Origin of the sequence: Acinetobacter sp. WCHAc060006 (assembly GCF_004209135.1) — a bacterium.
Lineage (GTDB): Bacteria > Pseudomonadota > Gammaproteobacteria > Pseudomonadales > Moraxellaceae > Acinetobacter > Acinetobacter cumulans.
Genome location: NZ_SGSS01000021.1, coordinates 1 through 21,133 on the forward strand (window position 1 = coordinate 1; position 21,133 = coordinate 21,133).

The window sequence follows — 21,133 nt, forward strand, 5'->3', positions numbered from 1 at the left end:
CTTGGCGACGATATTCAGGTCCATGTTTCTTGCGCTTCCATTCGCTCTCACCTAGAAACTTCATGCCTGTAGAGTCCATGAGTAGATGCAGCCCATCGCTACTTTTTTGGTAGCTGATTGCAATATCAATATGCTTTTGTCTTCTACAAAGCGTACTGTAATCTGGTGCTGTCCAATTTAATCTGCAAAGTATAATCAGACTTTGCACAAAGCCAGTAACCATACGTAAAGACAGACGGAATAAGGATTTAATCATTAAGCAGCATTGGATGGCTGCGTCGGAGTAGGTTTGATTTCGCCCTTGTTTGCCTTTTGATGGCGCATACCATTGCGTAGCAGGATCAAACCAAATGGCAATATTTCCGCGACTCATGAGTGCTCGGTTATATGCGGGCCAATTGGTTGTGCGGTAGATGTTGTGTGTAGGCTTCATGTCTGACAAAGAAATTCAACGGCTTGCAGTTCTGCAAGACGTTCGAGATCATCGTATTACCCAGGTCCGTGCTGCTGAAATCCTGAATCTTTCCACCCGTCAAATTACCCGGTTATTGCAGAAGCTAAAGCAAGACGGTGTTTCAGGCCTGACACATGCCAGTCGTGGTCAACCTGGCCATCGACGCCATGATGAAGCCGTAAAGTCTGAATGCCTTTCCATTATTTCTGAACATCTGCTGGGCTTTGGACCCACCTTGGCGCATGAGAAGCTCAGCAGCATGTTTGACCTGAATATCCCAGTAGAAACGCTTCGGCGCTGGATGACGGCCAATGACCTGTGGATTCCGCGATCCAAGCGCCTGAAACGTCCATATCAGCCTCGATATAACCGCGATTGCTTCGGTGAACTGATCCAGATTGATGGCTCATATCATGACTGGTTTGAAGGTCGTGCTGCTAAATGCTGCTTGCTGGTTTATATTGATGATGCCACTGGAAAGCTGTTGCATCTGCGCTTTTGTGAGGCTGAAACCACCTTTGACTATATGCTTTCGACCAAAGCCTACATTGAGCAATACGGCAAGCCTCTGGCCTTTTATAGCGACAAACATTCGGTATTCAGAGTGAACCAGAAATCCAGTCAGGACAGCCAGATCACACAATTTGGACGAATTCTCAGCGAGTTAAACATTGATATTATCTTTGCCAATTCACCACAAGCCAAAGGGCGTGTGGAACGTGCCAATAGAACACTTCAGGATCGTCTGATCAAGGAAATGCGTCTGGAAGGCATCAGTTCGATTACGGAAGCAAATGCCTGGCTTCCCTGTTTTATTGAGCAGTTCAATCTAAAATTTGCCAAGTGTGCGAGAAATTCCAAGAACTTACATCGCCCTCTAACAGAGTCTGATACTGAGCTGGATGATGTGTTTACCTGGCAGGAACCGCGTAAGGTCACGAGGAGCCTGACCATTACTTATGACAAATGTATTTATCTGATTGAGCCCACAGCGCTGAATTATAAGCTCGCTGGGCAATACATTACCTTCATGGAATATCCAGATGGTACTGTGGCAATCATGCATGAGGGACGAAAGCTCAACTACAGTATTTTTAACAAGTTGGCTGGATTACAGCAGAATGAAGTGGTTGAGAATAAAAGATTAGGCTCAGTTCTGGCCCATATTCAGCAACAACATGAAGAGTTGGAAAAACAAAATAAACGTACTCGTGCCAAGAAAAGTATGCCAAGTCGTAAAGCTCAGAAGGCTGTGATTGAACAAAGAAATTTAAATCCTGTTCTTGACTGTTGTAATTAAAAACAGGACATTTTAAATGGTTTTTCGCATAGACATTTTAATTGGGGAATAACAGTATTGTAAAAACACGTTGTTTTTCATATAGTTAAAATTTTTTAACCGACCTTAAAAACAGTGAAAAGCTGGCTTGGAAACATGTCGGCTTTTTTATGAGCGATTTTGATACTTCTTGCCACTAATTTTGACCAGAAATTACGCTTTTCAACTTGAGTGATACAATTTTGTGATACATTATTGTATATACAAATTTGAATGTTTTTTATGGAACAGTATTTTGAATGGGATGAGGTTAAGAATCGAAAGAATCAGAAAAAGCATGATATCTCTTTTGAAACTGCCAGCCTTGTATTTGAAGATCCTCTTCGAATCTCAATTCAAGACAGACATACCAATGGGGAAGAGCGTTGGCAAACCATTGGTAGGGTAAAAGGCGTACTAATGCTGTTAGTTGCTCACACCATCTTTGATGAAGATGACTGTGAAATCATACGAATTATTAGTGCAAGACAAGTAACCAAAGTGGAGCGAAATCAATATGAGCATGGTTAGATATACACGCAAAGAGCTGAATGAAAACTTCAGTGACAAGCAAGATGCTGAAATTAAACGCTTGCTTGCTAAGGGAGCTGTGCCTGATGATCAATTAGACCTGTCTGATATTCCCGAAATCACCGACTGGAGTAATGCAGTTCGTCACGGACAATTTTATCGTCCAGTCAAGCAACAGACTTCAGTTCGTCTGGATGCTGATGTACTCGCATGGTTGAAATCGCAAGGTAAAGGTTATCAAACACGTATGAACAAAATTTTACGTGAAGCAATGCTGAAAGAATTAAAAAATCATCAATAAAAATGGGAGCAATAGGCTCCCATTTTTATGACTTCACATAACATAATGGATACACAGTCTAGCGATTCAATCGTATTCATGGTGTAAATTGCTTTGTATGTCTATTAGATGGAGGATTCCTAATCCTTGTAAAACGAATAAAAATATTCAATCATTTTTAAGCGAAAGCCATTTCAATGACTTTCGCTTTTTTAAGTATAGTGAGAATTAGAAATATGCCCTAAAAAAGCTGATTATTAAATATGAAAAACAATCATTAGATACATCAGTAGCTTGAAAACACCGAGTGCTTTAGCATTTTTGCATTTGAAACAGAATTTAATTCGTTTTTCATCCTCATTGAGGCTGAAATTTTCTGTCCGTAATCCCAAATCCTGTAATGTATTTTTGAGCTGTTCTTTGTTCTGTGGAGAAAGTTCGAGATGAAGATATTTTTTAGGAAATAAACTGCCGATAAAAGACAGAAATTTTTTCAGTTGCCGCTTTTCATTAAGTCCAAAAATGAATTGAGGTGAATTGGGCTGAACTCTTTCAAGATAAACAGGGTAGATAGCATTGAGCTGTTTTTCATATTTACTGTGTACAGCTACATAGCGTTCTTGGACGTGATGGATGATTTTTTTCTCTTCTTGATTGGTCGGCAACATGCTGACCAATGCATCAGGAGATTTTCTTAAAAAGTCTGTGGTAAATAGCTTAGATGATTTTTTCTGGTTTACACAGGAGGTTTTTAAATGCAATGCTCGAGCACGCAATTTTTGTGCTATTTGAAGTGGAATAGATTCAGGAAGCATCAGATCCTCTTCTTTTTCTACTGCAAGAATGTGATGCAATAGTTCAAAAGTCATCTCTGAGTCATGAGCTCCTAGCATCAGTGAATCAGGTGATTTCTGTTGCCTTTGTTGATATTGATGATCATGTTGCCTGTAACGATCTTTAGTGAGTTGATCAAATAAAAACTGTTTGATCGCCCGTTGCTGAACAGGATATTTAATAGCATCATCATGTTTTAGAATATTAAAATAGGCTTCTTTAGGAAGCGGGCTATGCATTTGATTCAGCTGGTAGCTAATTGCTAGATGCATTAAATGCAGATAGCTTGAACAGGTCGTTTCAGGGGTTAGGTGCCCGGCAAAATGAGAAAGTGCATACCAGGTTTGCTGAGTATTTCTGTTTCGCAACAATGCATAACGGATACGTAATTGCTCATGTGGGCTATAGTCAGTAAATGCATCTGCAAGTGTTGAGTTTTTTAAAATCAGGTAAAGATGATTAAATGCAGAATGGCGCAGACTATGATAAGTAAAATTGTGTTCTCCAAAAACTGGTTGGATCAATTGTTTAAATAGGGAATTCACTTCATTTTCATGAGTTTCTTCTAAGGACTGTTTTAAAAATAGCGGTTGTGCAACTGATTTTCCTTGTTCTTTTAGCAGACGTTTTCTATTCTGACTATATGTTTTAAATGCATGTAATTCGTCGGCTTTAAGTAGATGATGCAGGGGAATTTTGCGGTAAGCTGAGTAGCTTTTTTGATTTTTATTGCGATTGTTGCGAATGGTGAGTATCACAGCATCTTCACTAATAAATAGATCACGTACGAAGACATTCAATGTTTCATTGATCCGTAGTCCGGCTCTGAAACCCAGAATAAAAATCAGTTTAAACATATTTTTATCCTGAACTGAAATACCTTGAGTATTTTCGAGTTGCTCTAGCATATGGTGAAAAATATGGGGCGAGATCAATGCGGTTCTGCAGATTTTTACCTGGATTAAATTATCTAGATCGATAGTGGGTGCGTTAAAAAATAAGGTCTGTTTGTGATGAAACTCCTGTAGGCGTTTTTGTAAAGTCTCTCTAGTTGTTTCTTTCTTTAATAAAAGCATTTCTCCATACATATCTTCAAAATCGGCATTTGAAAATGATGAAATGTCTTTGTTTTGCGTTGCCTGCAGCCAATGGACTGCAAACTGTGAAAACATGGTCTTCAGAGAACTTTGCTTGACCGGCTGAAAATCTGCACGTATAAGCTTGCGCTTAAATCGTTGCTGCTGCTGAATAATATGATTGAGAAGGTCCAGTTGAGGTTCCGTTAATTTTGAGCGTAGAATGCTCCACAGCAGCAAACGTTCCAAGGCTGGAGACTGTTTTTTAGCATATAATTCTATGAGTTGATCGCTATAGTTTTTTGCACGAATAGTTTGACGTATTTCTACTAAAATATCGACTTCATCTAACGTAATAGTGACCGTAGGCTTTTTCTGAGGTTTTTCACAAATATTCTGAACTGTATGGGTAGGCGTGGGTTTAGTAAATAATTCTAATTAGATTAAAAACATTAATTAAATCAACAATAAAAAAGCCCCCATCTTTCGATGAGGGCTTTTTGAATTTGGAGCGGGAAAGGAGACTCGAACTCCCGACCCCAACCTTGGCAAGGTTATGCTCTACCAACTGAGCTATTCCCGCGGAGTCTATCCTGTTTTTTTACTAAAAAACTGAATCGAAAAAAATTTGGAGCGGGAAAGGAGACTCGAACTCCCGACCCCAACCTTGGCAAGGTTATGCTCTACCAACTGAGCTATTCCCGCGGAGTCTATCCAATTTTTTAAATAAAAAACCGAATGAAAAAATTTTGAGCGGGAAAGGAGACTCGAACTCCCGACCCCAACCTTGGCAAGGTTATGCTCTACCAACTGAGCTATTCCCGCATGCCACGTATAATACAGTAAAGCCTTTTTCGGTCAATAGAATTATGCAAAAGCTTGTGTTGTTTGCATAAAATAAAATCAATTTTTGCAATTTTAAGCCGTTTTTTTCAGCGCAGGCTGTTTTTTTCGTCTGTGCGCTGGCGCAATGCCACGAAAGAAGCATGTATACTCAAACGATAAATTTGGATTTTTGGAGTCAGGTCTTGAACTTGGAGCAACAATTGATTGAGCGTTTACAGCAATTAACGCCAAGTCATTTAGAGGTGGTGAACGAATCTGCTGGGCATGGTGGTTATTTCCCAGGTAAAGAGTCACACTTTAAAGCAATCATTGTGAGCGAAGCCTTTAGTGGCTTACGTTTAGTCCAGCGCCACCAAAAAGTATATAGCGCTGCAGGTGACTTATTAGGTGCAGGTAAAATCCATGCTTTGGCAATTCATGCTTTTTTGCCTGAAGAATGGGCAGGACAAGCTACACCGAGCCCAGAATGCGCTCATGCACCGAAAGCGGAATAAGTCACGATGGATACACATTTACTGATTAAAATTGTACACATGAGTGGTGCTGCGTTGGCATGCTTGGCTGTTTTAGTACGTGCATTTACCCTATTCCAAGGGGTACAAGGCAATCAGCCAAACCCCGTAGCACGTAAATTATTTGTTGCGTTACAGCATGGTGCCATGACGCTCATTGCATTGACGGGCATTGTTTTATTGTGGATGAAAAACTTTGATGTGCAGCCTTGGTTTTATGCCAAAGTGGTGCTGTTTTTAGTTTTGTTGTCTTCTTTGGGTAAAGCTTACCGCAAGGGAGATGAGATCTTATTGGTACAACGCCGTGCAGGTCTATTTTTGGCGGTGCTATCTTTAGTTTCAATTATTGGTTTAGTGATTTTAAAGCCAAACTTTGGTTAATTGTCCGACATGATTGGGCAAGCCAAATTGGGTCTTGGTTAAACTAAGACCCATCGATGAATATCAATAATAAAATTTGAGGGGACAACATGCGGACGCGCGTGGTATTTAATCAAAAGGGTGGGGTCGGTAAATCCAGTATTACCGTAAATTTGGCAGCCATTAGTGCTCATCAAGGTCTAAAAACGTTGGTGATCGACTTAGACCCACAAGCCAACTCGAGTCAATATTTGTTAGGCGATGACGCAACTTATTCGGCAGACAAACCCGCACTTGAGCCAAATATTGAAAATTACTTTGAGGACGTTTTAGGCGCACCTCAAAGTAAAGGCCTATTAGGCAATGCCATTGGTTCATTGTTAAAGAATCGTTCCAAAGGTCTAGATGGCTATGTGCATCAATCACCATTTAAAAATTTAGATGTGATTCCTGCCAGCCCAAGTTTAGGTGCTTTGGCGCATGTATTAGAATCTAAGCATAAAATTTATAAGCTCCGCGATGCATTGCAACAGCTAAATGGGCAATATGATCGGATCTTTATTGATACGCCACCTGCATTTAACTTTTTTACCTTATCGGCTTTAATTGCGGCGGATCGTGTATTAATTCCTTTTGATTGCGATGTATTTTCTAAGCGTGCCTTACAAACCCTGATTGAAAACGTGATTGAAACTCAAGATGATCATAATGATCGCTTAGAAATTGAAGGCATTGTCGTCAATCAGTTTCAGGCACAGGCTAAATTACCGCGTGAGGTGGTACAGCAATTAAAGGATGAAGGTTTACCTGTTTTAGAGAGCATGTTGCCACCGTCTATTATTATGAAAGAATCGCATCATAAAAATCAGCCATTGATTCATTTGGCTGCAGAACATAAATTGACGCAAGCCTATCAATTATTGTTCAATGAAATTGAAAAGAAGTAGTTTGAGAACAGAATGAAAGCGATCTATGTCAGCCTTTTGGTTACAAGTACAATGCTCTTAGGTGCTTGTGCAACGACGGTAAAACCAACTTATGTCTCACCAACGCAGTATCAAGCACTGAGTTGCTACCAATTGCAAAGTGAGTACAACCGAATTCAGCAACATTTAAATGATGGTGTACAACCTGCAAAACGTACAGGTATGGGGATCGGGCTTGGTTTAGGCGGTGGTTGGGGAAGTCGCGGTGGCTGGGGTATTGGACCGAGTGTATCTGTGAATATGGGTCAATCATCTAATACCAAAAATACTGAAATTGCTCGTTTAAAAGGGGAGCAAGAAGCGGTATTACAAGCTGCGAATTTTAAAGGTTGTGCAATGGTTCCACGTACAGCAACACCTGCAAAATAATCATTCGATCTGATGCTTGGCCTGTCATGTGCCACAGGCTGAGCATGAGAAAAGTGTAATAAAATTTGTCTTTTTCTTTACATTCTCTTGGCCTCTTTATGGCCAGCTCAGTATTAAATAAAAGCCCCGCTTTAAATTTAAATTATTTCTATAAATCAATATCTTTTAATTATTCTGATATTTTCTTCACCTGCTTCATTTCAATTTTTGAATAGGGCATTGTCTCGCTTTGTGATGGCTTAAATACATTTTTTTGATCGGATGCGTACTTGTTTTTTGTCAATCTTGGCAGATAATGGCGATCGATTTTTGTTGAATTTCTTAGGTTTTATGATTGAGAGTTGGCTTTTTGTATTGGCTGTGATTGCCGTTCTGATGACACCAGGACCGACGAATGCCTTACTAGCAAGCTCAGCGCATCAGCAGGGTGTTGCGAAAACCAGTCTGTTTATTCCTGCACAGTTTTTTGGTTATTTTTATGCCATTAACTTGTGGGCCTTGTTTATTCATTTAAGTTCACCGACTTGGCCACATTTAATCTTAATTTTGCATCTTTTTAGCGTGGGCTATGTATTTTGGCTGGCGTTTCATTTGTGGACAGCTAAACATTTACAGCAACATAATGCGCGTTTTAATGGCATTCGACCGCATCAATTATTTTTTTCGACCTTAAAAAATCCAAAGGCTTTGCTTTTTGCTGCCGGGATTTTTCCACTCAATACATGGGACAATCCGACCAGTTTTATTTTGGTATTTGCGGTTTTTAGCTTAGTGCTCTGTCCAGTTGCGATGTTTTGGATGGCTTTTGGTCGTGCTATTTTGGCGGGAAATTTAAAGCAAATAAAAGCCGATCTTTTATATAAAGGATCGGCCATGCTATTGGTGTTATGTATGTGCCCAGTGATTATGCGATTTTTTTCGGCATAAAGGGCAAGCACTTATGCTGAAGGATTAGACTTTTTCAGCTTTTGGCGAATAAAACCAATGATGCCGGGTAAAACACTGATGATAATGATGCCGAAAATAAGATGAGTAAAGTTATCTTTTACAATCGGCATATTGCCAAATAAATAACCCAATAAAATGAATGAACCTGTCCAGCAGAACGCACCAATGACGTTATAAGTCAGGAAGAATTTGTAATTCATACTGCCTGCACCAGCTACAAAGGGTGCAAAGGTACGCGCAAACGGAATAAAACGCGCAAAAATAATGGTTTTACCACCATGTTTTTCAAAGAATTTTTGTGTTGCAATTAAATGCTGTTTATTAATAAAGCGCGATTCAATTTCAAACACACGTGGGCCAATATATTTACCAATATGATAGTTCAGCGTATCGCCCAACACAGCCGCCATAAACAATAAGATAAACAATACCCAAGGATTCATAGCACCAGTAGATGCAGCCAATGCCCCTGCAGCAAATAATAGACTATCGCCAGGTAAAAACGGCATCACCACAAGGCCAGTTTCTACAAAAATAATCAGGAAAAGAATGGCATAAATCCATCCCCCATAATTACGAATGAATTCGAGTAAATGGGTATCGACATGCAATATAAAATCAATAAGTTCCATGAATATTCAACACATAAAAATGTGGTTTGATGCTATCAGCACCCTTATAGAAAGTCAGTATTAATTACAGACTAATTTATCATTAATTCGTTCTATTTATAGGACGAAGGTTATTAAAAATCAGGTTTATTCCGAAAAGGCAACAAAATAACATAGCCACATCAAATGAATAGATTTTAATCAGGTGAATAAGATGTTAAATCCAAATACTGTGTTGAAAAAGGCGAGTGAAAATCCTGTCGTGAGTGCATTAAGTTCTGTAATAGGGCGCGCACTATTGGCTTTTATTTTTATTATTGCGGGCTGGGGTAAGCTAACGGCTTATCAAGCAACACAAGGTTATATGGAAGCAATGGGTGTTCCTGGTGGCTTATTACCTTTGACTATTTTAATGGAATTGGGTGGAGGCATAGCCATTTTACTGGGCTTACAAACACGTCTTGTTGCATTGGGTTTAGCCGGTTTTAGCATAGTGACGGCGCTTATTTTCCATTCAGGTGCAGAAGACAGCATTAACTTGATGAAAAACTTGGCGATGGCAGGTGGTTTTATCTTCTTGGCACTGCATGGTGCAGGCAAAATTAGTCTAGATGCTTTATTTGAAAAATCATAATAGCATCAGTATCTTATTGCTATATAAGGCGGTCATAAGACCGCTTTAATTTTGCGTATAACATTTACAAAAAGGCACATCTAAGCGGGCAGAATTTTGTTTAGATAGAATTTCAAATGAATACAAATATAGAGACAAAATAATGAATAAATATCGAATAGCATGGGTGCTTGTTGGTTCATTGGCTCTATCTGCACATGCCTTGGCACAACAAGATGTGATACAGACCACTCAGCAAGCAGAGCAACATGCGGTACACGTTGCTGACATTAAACATTTGCCCAATGCAGATGTCGTCCAGCTGACGGGGACTTTGGTTAAACATTTGAATTTAGATAATTATGAATTTAACGATGGGACAGGGTTAATTTTATTAGAAATGAATGAAAAAACATGGAAAGCAGCAGGTATACATGCTGGAGATCAAGTGCATATTGATGCTGAAGTTGCTAAGCATAGCTATAAGCCCACAGGTTTGCATGTCCTAAAAATTGAAAAAGTCACTTGAAAATAATCTTCGTTTGCTGGGCATACCTTTTTGCAAATCATGACTGTCGGTATGTCTCAGCATAAAAGCAGTGTGATGCAAGGAGATTGTTTGTTTTTAGAGCTTGTCCGAATAATGTGCGTTAGCCTGAGAAAAATGATAGAATGGCGCGCTAATCCTTCGTTAGCCTTTCATAGTTGTTTGTCATGACTACCAATACTCAAATTACCGAAGATCGTATCCTCATTTTGGATTTCGGCTCGCAATATAGTCAGTTAATTGCACGTCGCGTACGTGAAGCTGGCGTATATTCTGAAATGTATGCTTTTGATATGTCTGAAGAAGACATTCGCGCATTTAATCCAAACGGTATCATCTTATCAGGTGGCCCAGAAAGCGTTTATGTTGATGGTAGCCCTCGCGCACCTCAAGTTGTGTTTGAGCTTGGTGTTCCTGTTCTAGGGATTTGCTATGGCCTTCAAACCATGTCACAACAACTTGGCGGTAAAGTAGAGCCAGGTGATGTGCATGAATTTGGTTATGCAGAAGTAGATATTCAAGTTCGTGACAAATTGATTGGTGATCTTGAAGATTCTGCAGACAAGCTTAAAGTTTGGATGAGTCATGGCGATAAAGTGACTGCCATTCCAGAAGGCTTCCAAGTCACTGCAAGCACACCAAGCTGCCCATTTGCCATGGTGTCTGACGAAGCGCGTCGTTTCTACGGTATTCAATTCCACCCAGAAGTAACACACACTGCAAAAGGTGCTGAATTACTGTCGAACTTCGTTCACGGTATTTGTGGTTGCCGTAGCTTGTGGAATTCTGAAAACATCATCGATTTACGTGTAGAACAACTCCGCGCACAAATTGGCGATCAAAAAGTTCTTTTAGGTCTTTCAGGTGGTGTTGACTCATCTGTTGTGGCTGCACTTTTACACCGTGCGATTGGCGATCAATTGACATGTGTATTTGTAGATAACGGTTTACTTCGTTTGAACGAAGGCGAACAAGTGATGGACATGTTTGCGAAAAACATGGGTATCCGTGTGATTCGTGCCGATGCTGAAAATCGCTTCTTAACTGCGCTTGCAGGCGAAGTTGATCCTGAGAAAAAGCGTAAAATTATTGGTCATGAGTTTATCGAAGTATTTGCTGAAGAAGCACGTAAGCTTGACGGCGTAAACTTCCTTGCTCAAGGTACAATTTACCCTGACGTGATTGAATCTGCTGCCACTAAAAATGGTAAAGCGCACGTGATTAAATCACACCATAACGTGGGTGGTTTACCAGAAGATTTAGCGTTTGAATTGGTTGAACCAATCCGTGATTTGTTCAAAGACGAAGTACGCCGTTTAGGTACAACTTTAGGTCTTCCGTTTGAGATGCTTTATCGTCACCCATTCCCAGGTCCAGGCCTTGGTGTACGTATCTTGGGTGAAGTGAAGAAAGAATATGCTGACATTTTACGTCTTGCAGATGACATCTTCATGCAAGAGCTTCGTGCAAGCGGTTGGTATGACAAAACTGCGCAAGCATTCGCTGTATTCCAACCTGTTAAATCTGTTGGTGTAGTAGGTGATGGTCGCCGTTATGCATGGGTGATTGCACTTCGTGCAGTTGAAACTGTTGACTTTATGACAGCGCGTTTTGCTCACCTTCCATACGACTTAGTAGATAAAATCTCGACTCGTATCATGAATGAAATTGCTGAAGTTTCGCGTGTTGTTTATGACGTTTCGTCTAAACCGCCTGCAACGATTGAATGGGAGTAAAACTGGGGTTTCACGAAGCACTGCTTCGTGCCAGTTTTACGGCAAAGGCTATGCCTGCGCCAGTGACGGAAATTACTTTTTAAAAAAGGACGCTTAGGCGTCCTTTTTGTTTTTAGCTACCCAGCCTATTGCATCTTCGGGTGGGCTCTCTTCATCGATCCAAATAAATTCTAAACCAACTCCACGGGATTTATCTTTAAATTTGATTAATCGGATTCCATTTATACCAATCTCATTGAGTTTCTCTACAGTTAATAATTCTCTTTTCTTTAATTGAAAAACTTCCCATAAAATCCATTTCCCTAAAATATCTTGATTATTAATAGATTGAATTGCTTTACCTGAATCTTGATTTATATATGATTCAATTACATTACCTGATGGAATAAATTCTAGTTTGAATTTGCGTTGATCTTTAGGTAACGCTAATTGGGAGCTATTTGTTTTAAATGTGCCGATATTTTTACCAAAAAAATTTGGTCTATTTTCATGGAACTCCCTAGATTCAGGAATGGGAATATACATTTCAGTAGGAGAGCGAAAGATTAATTTTTCAATATCTTCTTGAAGAGATTGATTATCAAATTTTGAGATGTAATGGATTAGATCTGAGCGTAAAGTTTTTCTTTTGTTAATATTTTCTTCAGATTGTATCCATGGATTTAACAAAATTTTTTCTAACGATGAAATAATATGATCAAGATCTTCTGTTGAAAGCTCAGTCTTGTATTTTATTTTAAATATATTAATTCTGCTTTTTCTTGGTTTTATAGCTAGTTTAGTGGCTCCATCAAAGGCATTAAAACCGGAACTTGACTCTAACTCTCCATTCTTATTAGGTATCATCCAACTAACGGAATCTATGATTTTTTCATCAATTGTAGGTTCAGGCTTTGTAATGAATGTGGTTGATTGATTACCTAAAAAATTAAATTGATTCAAATTTTCAAAAAAGAAAAAAGGATCTTCGTGATAATTTATATCCCATGTTTCTAAAACAATGTCTTTATTTTTGAAATCCATTAACAATTGACTATCTGATGAGGTATATCGGTAATTATGTTGTCCATCAGTAAAGTCAAAATTTTGAGGATATTTTTTATTTTTATTAATAATTTTAATTTTATTTGAATCAATTGATAAATATGATGTCTCACCAACTTTAATCTGTGGTTTATCTGAGTTTTTGAGTGGCATTAGGACATGATAAATACTTTTGACATCTTGATCTGAACCATTAAATCCTTTAATTTGTGCTCTAGATGATGCAATTCTATTATTTCTTAAAGTTGCAACTTTGATAGCTAGTTGTTTATATAGAGCTTCATTTAATCTATTTGCTTCTTTTTCTGTCAAATCTTTATTATTTTTTTTAATTTGAGAGAGTGTGTCTGTCCAATCATCTGAAGCACTATCACTTTTAAATTGGGCGACTTTTTGATATCCAGTTTTATAACCGAAAGATTTTATCCCTACTAGATATTTTTTTCCATTATCAAGTTTGATAGATGCATCAAATGAAGTATTTGATATATCTTCACTAAGCGCATTAAATGCTCTTTGAAAAGCTGTTTCTTGAAATTTTGAGTTAACAATTGGAGTAATATTTTTATCATCTGATTCAACAGATTTTTGGGAAAAAACTTTACTCAAACTGGCAAAGTTTGTAATCAGTAATTTATATTTTTCTTTTTTTTGGGTTGGAAGTTCAGACCACATCACGATTATTCCAAATTGATGTTGATATTATTTGAAATATAAGAAATTTTAGGGCATAAATATATAAAATTTATTTACGACTCTTGGATTTTTTTAAGAGCCGTAAATATATAAAAGATAAAGATTATGAATTAATTACCTTCAAGATTTGCTCGCCAATCCGTTGAATCAACGGCATTGTGACAGAATTCCCTGCCTGCATATACAGAGCACTATTTGACATTTTTTCAGGGAAAATCATTTGATTGACGGGGTAGCCTTGAAACGCAAAGCACTCTTTTGGTGTAAGTTTACGGATTCCATTATTATCAATCAACAACGGTACGTTATGACCACCTGCACCCATATTTGCTGTTAAAGTCGGGCAAACATTACTTTTATTTTCACGAACATATACACGACGCCACTGATACAAGGTGTCTCGAGAAGTCATGCTTTCACTTAATATTGGATAATACATGTGATCTTGTTTGTAATAATACTTCTGATCTACTTTCTCAGTTTCTAAAAAATCATGAATCGTCTTCGTTAATGGTATCGCTTCAGGAAATTGAAAATCAGCATGATTAGGAACTAGAGTTTCATGAAATGCCACAATAAAAATACGTTCACGATTTTGAGGTACATTGGCATGAATCATACTATTTAAAACTTGAAAATAGACTGCATAACCAAGTTCCTTTAACGTATTTTTAATCACTTCAAAGGTATTGCCTTTATCGTGAGAAACTAAATTTTTAACATTCTCTAAAAAAATAACACGAGGCTGATGTTTCTTTGCAATATCGACAATATCAAAAAATAAGGTCCCACGAGTTTCATTAAAACCTTTTTGATTGCCTGCAATAGAAAATGCTTGGCAGGGGAAGCCACCACATAAAATGTCAAATTGTTCAGGAATTTTAGCTTTAGTTTCGTCTAAAGTGATGTCACCCTCAGGATATTCACCATAATTTTGAAAATATGTTTCTTTTGCATGTTGATTCCATTCACTAGTAAAAACACAACGTCCGTCAAGATTTTGTAATGCCATACGGAAACCACCGACACCTGCAAACAAATCTATAAATTCGAATTTTGGATTTGCTGGTTGAAGAAAAGGTGTTGGGAGTAAATCGGATTGCATGAACAGCTCAATTACAAACTTGTGAAAATTTTGCATTCATTGTAATTAAAAAATTAAAAATATAAAGCAAAAGCCCTGAGTTTATTTTGTATCGGCTAATTCAAAGTTATGTTTTGCACTCTTCAATGCTTTAATTCGTTCTATCGCTTCAGGATTTGGAAAGCTATGGGTTTGATCAGGTTTTTCAGTCATAGATACATCATAGCGAACAATACAATTTCGACCGTTGGCTTTGGCTTGATAGAGAGCAATATCGGCTTGTTTAATGAGCTCATCTAAACTTTGCTCAGGTGATCTGAGTTCAGCCACCCCAACAGAAACAGTGAACTTAAGTTTAACATCGGGTTTTAAATATAACTGAGCTTGAGAGATGCTGAGACGGATTCGCTCTGCAATCATTAAACAGTCGTCAATTTGTGTTTCGGGGATCAGTGCAATAAATTCCTCACCGCCAAAGCGTGCCAAAATATCATGATGACGCATTTCTTTACGCGCTGTATTGGCAATAATCTGTAGGACTTGGTCACCAATATCATGGCCATGCTGATCATTGATTTTTTTAAAATGATCGACATCAAACATCAGTAAGCAGGTGCCTGCCGGTGTAGGCCATTCATGGATTTTGTGCTCAGCGGCATACACAAATTGGCGACGGTTATACAGCTGAGTCAGCTCATCTGTATGTGCAAGGTCATTTAAATTATTCAGATACCATTCGTCTAATAAGGTTCTTAAAAAAGTACGGCGACCATTGAGCGTATTGTTCCAGCTAATATAAAGACTAAACAGACAAATCGGACCAAGGGTGAGTGCAAAAATAATGGCTTGTGGCGCAGACATCAGCATAAGTGCACCAAAGCCTGCAATCACGCAAATGAAAATAGAACAATAAATCGCGGGCTTAAAACTGACTTGTATACATATATTGGCAATCAATACAAAAATTACCGAGGTATATAAGTAATTGTCGCTCCACGGGCTATTGGATTGAAGCAACATATACACCCACAGTGCCGTACTGAGCACTGTACCAATCGGCAGTACCATATCTGCAATTTGAATATTTTTTCGAACACGAATTAAATAAAAACACGCACTCATTACAAAAAATGCCAGTCCTAAGCGAAAGCCTGCGGAATACAGTTGCATGTCTGCAATCACCAGCATATCGGCAAAGTAATACAGCAAGAAAACCAGCTGAGCAATGTAATTGGCTTGAATCAGGAAATGGCGTTGTTGGTAATATTGATAGTCTAAATATGCACGGCGAAAGCAGTCTGGAATAGGCGCGTGTTTATCCCTCAACGCCATTTCAATGACATTGCGATGTTCAGCATTACGTTCTTCTGGTTTGAGTAAATGTAATGTTGATGGGTAGGGCTGAGAAACCCCATTCAGCATAGGCCTTGCTTTTGCCACCATATAATTATTCCTGCGTGGGGCAAGATGTATTGATTATTATGGAAAATAATAAATAAAAGGTATCCCTAGAAATAGGGAATTTATATTTTGTTTTTAACAATATATGCATAAATATTAATCTAAAAACTGAAAAAAATCAGTAGCCAATATGACCATTAATCCGAATACAGCATTAATTTAAATATGTTTTTATATGAATAACTGAATGCGACGGCTGTACTTCTTGCTTGAGTAACTGTGCTCAGAGACGATTGTGATGTCACAAAAATAAGATTGTCCTATTTATAAAATTCAGCATATTAATGGGAGTGTAGCTGAGCGATTCATAAGTCATTAATATAAGCTACATCAACCATCGCTTGAACCTGAATGGGTAAGTTTTAGGATAGAACTATGAGCAATAGCAATTATGATGAAATTTCACACTCTGATGATTGTGAAAAATATGTAAATCAATTTATTCAAAATTTCCCATTACGTCGTGCTGAAATTGGACAAGGTACGGTCATTAAGCGTGCATTACCAAGTCGTCATAAACGCATGATTGGCGCGTGGTGTTTCTTAGATCATGCTGGCCCAGTGGTGTTTCCACAAGGCGATGGCTTAGATGTTGGGCCACATCCACATATTGGCTTACAGACCTTCACTTGGATGATTGAAGGGACCATGATGCATACTGACAGTTTAGGAACGAAGCAGTTGATTCGCCCGCGTCAGGTCAATTTGATGACAGCAGGCTACGGCATTTCACATACTGAAGTGGCGCCCGATACCGAAACTCACATGCATGCCGCACAGTTATGGATTGCTTTGCCTGATGATAAAATCAATATGGCACCACAATTTGATCACTATCCTGAACTTCCTGTTGTGCATCATGATGATGTTGCGATCACGGTCTTAGTGGGTGAGTTTTTAAAGACCAAGTCGCCTGTGGCGGTACATACAGAGCTTTTGGGTGTTGATTTAGAAGCCAAAGACAATAGCCGCACACGTTTGCCATTAAATCCAAAATTTGAATATGGCTTTATGGCTTTGGAAGGCACGGCACACATTAATGGCCATGAATTAACTGCAGACAACATGGTGGTGCTTGAGCCAGGTTTAGAACATGTGGATATTGAAATTCATGCCAACAGCCGTGTGTTGCTATTGGGTGGTGAACCGTTTGAATCACCTATTTTACTGTGGTGGAATTTTGTTGGTCGTACCCAAGAAGAGCTGAGCCTTGCACGTGAACAATGGATAAATGCCGATGCTCGTTTTGGCACAATTCCAGACTATGAAGGCCCACGTCTCGAAGCACCTGTCTTCCCAGATAAAATGCGTGCTTCAAAATAATGAATTGATTGTGTTGAGGTTCAGCTTATAGGCTGAACCTTTCGCTTTGTACAAATAAAACAGCTGGAGAATAACAATGGGATTAATTGCGAGCGCCAAAGTTCAGACTTTAACAGCACCATGGGCTGGTCAAATTACAAGTACTCAACATACTTTACTCACAGATAAGCCAGAATCTTTTGGTGGTGGCGCCACGGGCTTGGCGCCCTATGATTTTATTTGTAGTGGCCTTATTTCATGCACCATGATTACCTTACGTATGTATGCACAGCATAAGGGATTGGAGCTTGGAGAGTTTAGTGTCGAAGCTGAGTTTCATGCCAATAAAGAAGGCAAGGAATGGATTGAACGTAAATTGCATTTTCAAACACCATTGAGTGAAGAGTTACAGCAAAAAGTATTGGCCATTAGCTCGAAAACGCCTGTAACCAAAACTTTACTGCGTAGTGTAGATATCAACACCGTATTGCTTTAAGCTGGAAGGCGGGTAAAAGACTGGTATTTGCACCCAATGTGCGTGCAACCAGTTTTCGGCTTTAAATAACAATAAAAATGAGAGAGGAGTAAGTGAAATGTTGAGGCTGCATCATTTAGAAAAATCACGTTCATTTCGGATTTTGTGGGCTTTGGAAGAGCTGAATCTCGACTATCAAGTAAAATATTATCCTCGGCAGGCCGATTACTCAGGCTCACCTGAATTAAAAAAAATCCATCCTTTGGGAAAAGCACCAGTGCTAGAGCACGATGGCGTGGTGATTGCGGAATCCGCTGTCATTTTAGAGCATGTGCAAGCGCAGTTTGATACAGCCTCAAATTTCAAGCCTACAGAACTTAACGCACAGCAACAGTACCGTTATTGGATGCACTATGCAGAAGGCTCACTGATGCCTTTATTGGTGATGACCTTGGTGATGGAAAAAATGCCGACGCATGTACCTTGGCCGATTCGACCAATTGCCAAGAAAATTGGCGAAGGGGTGAAAGCCGGTTTTGTGGGGGCACGTTTGCCTGCACATATTGAATTTATTGAACAGCACTTAGCACAACATGATTATTTTGCAGATGATTTTAGCTTTGCCGATATTCAAATGAGCTTTCCGCTGATTGCATTACAAGAGCGGACAGGGCGAAGTTATCCGCAAATTCAAGCCTATGTTGAGCGCTTAAAACAGCGCCCAGCGTATCAGCGTGCACTGCAAAAAGAACGTGCTTTAGAGCAATCAGGCAAGCTTTAACTGTAGATATTTAGAAATAAAAAACGGGCGATCTGCCCGTTTTTTTATGTTGAGATCTGCCCGTGTTATACGATGCCGAAAGATTAAGAAACGTGATAAAGACGTTCTTTGGGAAACACCACTTTAAATATTGAACCTTGGTTTTCTTTAGATTCAATTTCGAGGTAGGCCTGATGTTGCATCAGTACGTGTTTTACAATCGCTAAGCCTAATCCTGTGCCACCACTTTGACGGCTACGTGCACTGTCGACGCGATAGAAACGTTCAGTCAAACGTGGTAAGTGTTTAGGGTCAATCCCGATACCCGTATCTTCCACTGTAAAATAACCATGCTCACCATCATCATGCCAGCCCATAGTCACCGTACCGCCTTTTGGAGTGTACTTAATGGCGTTGGTAATGAGGTTGCTAAAGGCGCTGGCCAGTTCACTGTCGGAGCCGATCAAGTCGCAGTGGCTATCGATGTCTAAATTGAGTGTATGGCCATAATCGACGTTATACGCATGCGCATCATCATACAGCTGGCTCATTAAGCTTGGCATTTCAATAATCTGATTTTTAGCAATTTTCTTTTCGTTTTCTAAACGTGATAACAGCAGTAAATCATTGACCAACGCATTCATACGACGGGTTTGTGCCTGCATTAAATCTAAGGCACGTTTCCAACGCGGATTTAAATCTTCTTGATCATTAAAGGTTTCGATATAGCCACTGAGCACTGTGAGGGGAGTTCGTAGCTCGTGGGAAATATTGTCGACAAAGTCTTTACGCATTTGTTCAAGATTGTGCATACGGGTGACGTCATAGGCCACCAGTAAACGACTTTCCCCACCAAAGCGGGTGAGTTTGACTTGCACATAATGATCTTCGAGTACCGAAGATTTCATTTTTAGACCGTCGGGTGCCAAGTCCAAATTATTAAAATATTCAATAAAGCTAGGCTGGCGCAAAATAGTCAAAATATTGCGACCACGGTCGAGTCCTTGAATGCCCAATAGTTTTTCGGCTGCGGGATTCCACCATTCAATTTGGTGCATTTCATCAATTAACACCACCGCTTCAGCTAAAGCGACCAAAGATGATTGTGCACGATCAATCAAGCCCACCATTTCGGCTTGTACAATCCGTTCTTGGCGCTGTGCTCGATAGACATTAAACAACAATGCACCCCAAATTCCATGAAGGTTTGGAGGCACATCGTATGGACGGTTTGAAATCCAGTCATTGACTAAATATAAGGAACGCATTTGCTGGGCAAAAAACAGTGCAAATGCGAGCGAAATACAAATCCAAAAATATCCGATGCCAAAGCCAATCAAGGCTGCAATAAGCAGAAAAAATGCCAGCAAGCGCATGTCTTGCTTGGCAAATGTCCACAGACTGCTATAGCGAAACGCTTTGTGTTCTTGAGCAAGCTCTGGGACCGGGTAGGGTTCGTACATATATTTAAATTAACCTAAAACAGCATCCGCACGGGTAGAAAAACGGTAGCCTGTGCCACGGACAGTTTGTACAAAACGGTCTGCATTGTACGGTTCAAGCACTTTACGTAAACGGCGAATATGAACATCAATGGTGCGGTCTTCAATATACACATTTCCGCCCCAAACTTGGTCTAAAAGTTGAGCACGGGTATAGGCGCGCTCTGGATGAGTCATGAAAAATGCCAATAAGCGGTATTCAGTTGGGCCCATTTCTAAAATATTATTGCCAAAGCTTACACGCTGGCTCATTGGGTCTAATAATAAACCATTGGCATCAATGGTTTTTTCTCCACCTAAAGCATTCGAGCGACGCAGTACTGCTTTAATGCGTGAGACCAATTCACGCGTTGAAAATGGTTTGGTCATGTAATCGTCTGCACCTGCATCGAGACCTTGAACTTTATGGTCTTCTTCACTGCGTGCAGTGAGCATAATGACGGGAATTTCAGAGAGGTTTTCATCTCGTTTTAAGCGACGACATAAGTCGACACCGCTGACACCGCCAGGCATCATCCAATCCAAAAGAATCAGTGCAGGACGTTGGTCAACAATCATCTGATGCGCTTGACGGGCATCTTCAGCTTGCTGACATTGAAAACCTGCCATATCCAAAGAGGTATGGATCATTTCCCGAATCGGGAGTTCATCATCAACAATTAAAATGTAGTCATCTTTCACAGCGCAATACCCTATTTCATGTGTGTTAACGGCTGACCGTCTTATATTTATGACAGGCTTATTACAAAGATTAATTATGACAGTATCATTGCAGAAAAGCCCAAAAT

21 protein-coding genes, 3 tRNA genes and 1 pseudogene are annotated in these 21,133 nt (G+C 39.4%); 14 read left to right on the forward strand and 11 right to left on the reverse strand.

Annotation, left to right across the window (positions count from 1 at the left end):
- Nucleotides 1-433 (reverse strand): IS5 family transposase (locus tag EXE29_RS12220; RefSeq protein WP_130125660.1); only part of this gene is annotated, 433 nt, incomplete at its 3' end.
- Here EXE29_RS12220 and EXE29_RS12225 point away from each other — a divergent pair.
- From EXE29_RS12225 to EXE29_RS12235, 3 genes are all read left to right on the forward strand, one after another.
- Nucleotides 432-1,754 carry an ISNCY family transposase gene (locus EXE29_RS12225; RefSeq protein WP_120364791.1) on the forward strand — a complete coding sequence of 441 codons (1,323 nt, stop codon included), beginning with the start codon at nt 432-434 and terminating at the stop codon, nt 1,752-1,754. The genes EXE29_RS12220 and EXE29_RS12225 overlap by 2 nt on opposite strands.
- A 261-nt stretch (nt 1,755-2,015) precedes the next feature.
- Nucleotides 2,016-2,303: a BrnT family toxin gene (locus EXE29_RS12230; RefSeq protein WP_117007786.1), complete on the forward strand. Its 288-nt coding sequence runs from the start codon at nt 2,016-2,018 to the stop codon at nt 2,301-2,303.
- Nucleotides 2,290-2,604, forward strand: coding sequence for a BrnA antitoxin family protein (locus tag EXE29_RS12235; protein WP_117007787.1), 315 nt, complete (start codon nt 2,290-2,292; stop codon nt 2,602-2,604). Before EXE29_RS12230 ends, EXE29_RS12235 begins: the two co-directional genes overlap by 14 nt.
- A 236-nt stretch (nt 2,605-2,840) precedes the next feature.
- Here the strand turns inward: EXE29_RS12235 and EXE29_RS12240 are convergent.
- The 4 genes and pseudogenes from EXE29_RS12240 to EXE29_RS12255 form a co-directional block, all read right to left on the reverse strand.
- Nucleotides 2,841-4,916, reverse strand: a pseudogene (locus EXE29_RS12240) (tyrosine-type recombinase/integrase); the annotation flags it as partial.
- Nucleotides 4,917-5,000: 84 nt separating this feature from the next.
- Nucleotides 5,001-5,076: transfer RNA gene (locus EXE29_RS12245), tRNA-Gly, on the reverse strand.
- A 46-nt stretch (nt 5,077-5,122) separates the two neighbouring features.
- Nucleotides 5,123-5,198, reverse strand: a tRNA-Gly gene (locus tag EXE29_RS12250).
- A 47-nt stretch (nt 5,199-5,245) separates the two neighbouring features.
- Nucleotides 5,246-5,318, reverse strand: a tRNA-Gly gene (locus tag EXE29_RS12255).
- Nucleotides 5,319-5,521: 203 nt separating this feature from the next.
- Between EXE29_RS12255 and EXE29_RS12260 the strand changes: the two genes are divergently transcribed.
- From EXE29_RS12260 to EXE29_RS12280, 5 genes are all read left to right on the forward strand, one after another.
- On the forward strand, nt 5,522-5,833 hold the full coding sequence (locus tag EXE29_RS12260) for a BolA family protein (RefSeq protein ID WP_106985333.1): 312 nt from the start codon (nt 5,522-5,524) through the stop codon (nt 5,831-5,833).
- 6 nt (nt 5,834-5,839) lie between these two features.
- Nucleotides 5,840-6,232: a SirB2 family protein gene (locus tag EXE29_RS12265; RefSeq protein ID WP_117007789.1), complete on the forward strand. Its 393-nt coding sequence runs from the start codon at nt 5,840-5,842 to the stop codon at nt 6,230-6,232.
- An 89-nt stretch (nt 6,233-6,321) separates the two neighbouring features.
- The gene (locus tag EXE29_RS12270; protein WP_120364789.1) at nt 6,322-7,158 is read left to right on the forward strand and encodes a ParA family protein; all 837 of its coding nucleotides are present in this window, start codon (nt 6,322-6,324) and stop codon (nt 7,156-7,158) included.
- 12 nt (nt 7,159-7,170) lie between these two features.
- Nucleotides 7,171-7,566 (forward strand): hypothetical protein, encoded by a 396-nt coding sequence (locus EXE29_RS12275; protein WP_106985271.1) that lies wholly within the window; start codon nt 7,171-7,173, stop codon nt 7,564-7,566.
- A 330-nt stretch (nt 7,567-7,896) separates the two neighbouring features.
- Nucleotides 7,897-8,493 carry a LysE family translocator gene (locus tag EXE29_RS12280; RefSeq protein ID WP_106985334.1) on the forward strand — a complete coding sequence of 199 codons (597 nt, stop codon included), beginning with the start codon at nt 7,897-7,899 and terminating at the stop codon, nt 8,491-8,493.
- Nucleotides 8,494-8,504: 11 nt separating this feature from the next.
- Here the strand turns inward: EXE29_RS12280 and EXE29_RS12285 are convergent, their stop codons facing one another.
- The gene (locus EXE29_RS12285; RefSeq protein ID WP_106985272.1) at nt 8,505-9,146 is read right to left on the reverse strand and encodes a DedA family protein; all 642 of its coding nucleotides are present in this window, start codon (nt 9,144-9,146) and stop codon (nt 8,505-8,507) included.
- 193 nt (nt 9,147-9,339) lie between these two features.
- Between EXE29_RS12285 and EXE29_RS12290 the strand changes: the two genes are divergently transcribed.
- The 3 genes from EXE29_RS12290 (at nt 9,340) to guaA (ending at nt 12,021) form a co-directional block, all read left to right on the forward strand.
- Entirely contained in the window at nt 9,340-9,759 is a 420-nt protein-coding gene (locus EXE29_RS12290) for a DoxX family protein (protein WP_120364788.1), read from the forward strand.
- Between the two features lie 142 nt (nt 9,760-9,901).
- On the forward strand, nt 9,902-10,267 hold the full coding sequence (locus EXE29_RS12295; RefSeq protein WP_120364787.1) for a NirD/YgiW/YdeI family stress tolerance protein: 366 nt from the start codon (nt 9,902-9,904) through the stop codon (nt 10,265-10,267).
- Between the two features lie 185 nt (nt 10,268-10,452).
- Complete coding sequence (gene guaA, locus EXE29_RS12300; RefSeq protein ID WP_120364786.1) at nt 10,453-12,021, forward strand: glutamine-hydrolyzing GMP synthase; 1,569 nt, start codon at nt 10,453-10,455, stop codon at nt 12,019-12,021.
- 93 nt (nt 12,022-12,114) lie between these two features.
- On the opposite strand, the gene EXE29_RS12305 is transcribed toward guaA, so the two are convergent.
- From EXE29_RS12305 to EXE29_RS12315, 3 genes are all read right to left on the reverse strand, one after another.
- Nucleotides 12,115-13,743, reverse strand: a complete 1,629-nt coding sequence (locus EXE29_RS12305; protein ID WP_213072633.1) for a hypothetical protein — start codon at nt 13,741-13,743, stop codon at nt 12,115-12,117.
- A gap of 121 nt (nt 13,744-13,864) precedes the next feature.
- Nucleotides 13,865-14,866, reverse strand: a complete 1,002-nt coding sequence (locus EXE29_RS12310) for a DNA cytosine methyltransferase (protein ID WP_120364784.1) — start codon at nt 14,864-14,866, stop codon at nt 13,865-13,867.
- A gap of 81 nt (nt 14,867-14,947) precedes the next feature.
- Nucleotides 14,948-16,288, reverse strand: a complete 1,341-nt coding sequence (locus EXE29_RS12315; RefSeq protein WP_120364783.1) for a GGDEF domain-containing protein — start codon at nt 16,286-16,288, stop codon at nt 14,948-14,950.
- A 393-nt stretch (nt 16,289-16,681) separates the two neighbouring features.
- Here EXE29_RS12315 and EXE29_RS12320 point away from each other — a divergent pair, with 393 nt between their 5' ends.
- The 3 genes from EXE29_RS12320 to EXE29_RS12330 all read left to right on the forward strand — a co-directional run bounded on the left by EXE29_RS12320 (nt 16,682) and on the right by EXE29_RS12330 (nt 18,864).
- Complete coding sequence (locus EXE29_RS12320; RefSeq protein ID WP_117007799.1) at nt 16,682-17,629, forward strand: pirin family protein; 948 nt, start codon at nt 16,682-16,684, stop codon at nt 17,627-17,629.
- 76 nt (nt 17,630-17,705) lie between these two features.
- Nucleotides 17,706-18,104 (forward strand): OsmC family protein, encoded by a 399-nt coding sequence (locus EXE29_RS12325; RefSeq protein WP_120364782.1) that lies wholly within the window; start codon nt 17,706-17,708, stop codon nt 18,102-18,104.
- Between the two features lie 97 nt (nt 18,105-18,201).
- Nucleotides 18,202-18,864 carry a glutathione S-transferase family protein gene (locus EXE29_RS12330; protein WP_117007800.1) on the forward strand — a complete coding sequence of 221 codons (663 nt, stop codon included), beginning with the start codon at nt 18,202-18,204 and terminating at the stop codon, nt 18,862-18,864.
- An 83-nt stretch (nt 18,865-18,947) separates the two neighbouring features.
- Here the strand turns inward: EXE29_RS12330 and phoR are convergent, their stop codons facing one another.
- Entirely contained in the window at nt 18,948-20,306 is a 1,359-nt protein-coding gene (phoR, locus tag EXE29_RS12335) for a phosphate regulon sensor histidine kinase PhoR (RefSeq protein WP_106985282.1), read from the reverse strand.
- Nucleotides 20,307-20,315: 9 nt separating this feature from the next.
- Nucleotides 20,316-21,026 (reverse strand): phosphate regulon transcriptional regulator PhoB, encoded by a 711-nt coding sequence (gene phoB, locus EXE29_RS12340; protein ID WP_106985283.1) that lies wholly within the window; start codon nt 21,024-21,026, stop codon nt 20,316-20,318.
- Nucleotides 21,027-21,133 lie beyond the last annotated feature (107 nt).

Bases quoted from the DNA above. Each gene is read 5' to 3' on its own strand.
- EXE29_RS12265 (WP_117007789.1), top strand. From the start codon at position 5,840: ATGGATACACATTTACTGATTAAAATTGTACACATGAGTGGTGCTGCG.
- EXE29_RS12310 (WP_120364784.1), bottom strand. From the start codon at position 14,866: ATGCAATCCGATTTACTCCCAACACCTTTTCTTCAACCAGCAAATCCA.
- EXE29_RS12230 (WP_117007786.1), top strand. From the start codon at position 2,016: ATGGAACAGTATTTTGAATGGGATGAGGTTAAGAATCGAAAGAATCAG.
- EXE29_RS12315 (WP_120364783.1), bottom strand. From the start codon at position 16,288: ATGGTGGCAAAAGCAAGGCCTATGCTGAATGGGGTTTCTCAGCCCTAC.
- EXE29_RS12270 (WP_120364789.1), top strand. From the start codon at position 6,322: ATGCGGACGCGCGTGGTATTTAATCAAAAGGGTGGGGTCGGTAAATCC.
- EXE29_RS12330 (WP_117007800.1), top strand. From the start codon at position 18,202: ATGTTGAGGCTGCATCATTTAGAAAAATCACGTTCATTTCGGATTTTG.
- EXE29_RS12290 (WP_120364788.1), top strand. From the start codon at position 9,340: ATGTTAAATCCAAATACTGTGTTGAAAAAGGCGAGTGAAAATCCTGTC.
- EXE29_RS12295 (WP_120364787.1), top strand. From the start codon at position 9,902: ATGAATAAATATCGAATAGCATGGGTGCTTGTTGGTTCATTGGCTCTA.
- EXE29_RS12320 (WP_117007799.1), top strand. From the start codon at position 16,682: ATGAGCAATAGCAATTATGATGAAATTTCACACTCTGATGATTGTGAA.
- EXE29_RS12325 (WP_120364782.1), top strand. From the start codon at position 17,706: ATGGGATTAATTGCGAGCGCCAAAGTTCAGACTTTAACAGCACCATGG.
- phoR (WP_106985282.1), bottom strand. From the start codon at position 20,306: ATGTACGAACCCTACCCGGTCCCAGAGCTTGCTCAAGAACACAAAGCG.
- EXE29_RS12280 (WP_106985334.1), top strand. From the start codon at position 7,897: ATGATTGAGAGTTGGCTTTTTGTATTGGCTGTGATTGCCGTTCTGATG.
- EXE29_RS12275 (WP_106985271.1), top strand. From the start codon at position 7,171: ATGAAAGCGATCTATGTCAGCCTTTTGGTTACAAGTACAATGCTCTTA.
- EXE29_RS12285 (WP_106985272.1), bottom strand. From the start codon at position 9,146: ATGGAACTTATTGATTTTATATTGCATGTCGATACCCATTTACTCGAA.
- EXE29_RS12225 (WP_120364791.1), top strand. From the start codon at position 432: ATGTCTGACAAAGAAATTCAACGGCTTGCAGTTCTGCAAGACGTTCGA.
- guaA (WP_120364786.1), top strand. From the start codon at position 10,453: ATGACTACCAATACTCAAATTACCGAAGATCGTATCCTCATTTTGGAT.
- EXE29_RS12235 (WP_117007787.1), top strand. From the start codon at position 2,290: ATGAGCATGGTTAGATATACACGCAAAGAGCTGAATGAAAACTTCAGT.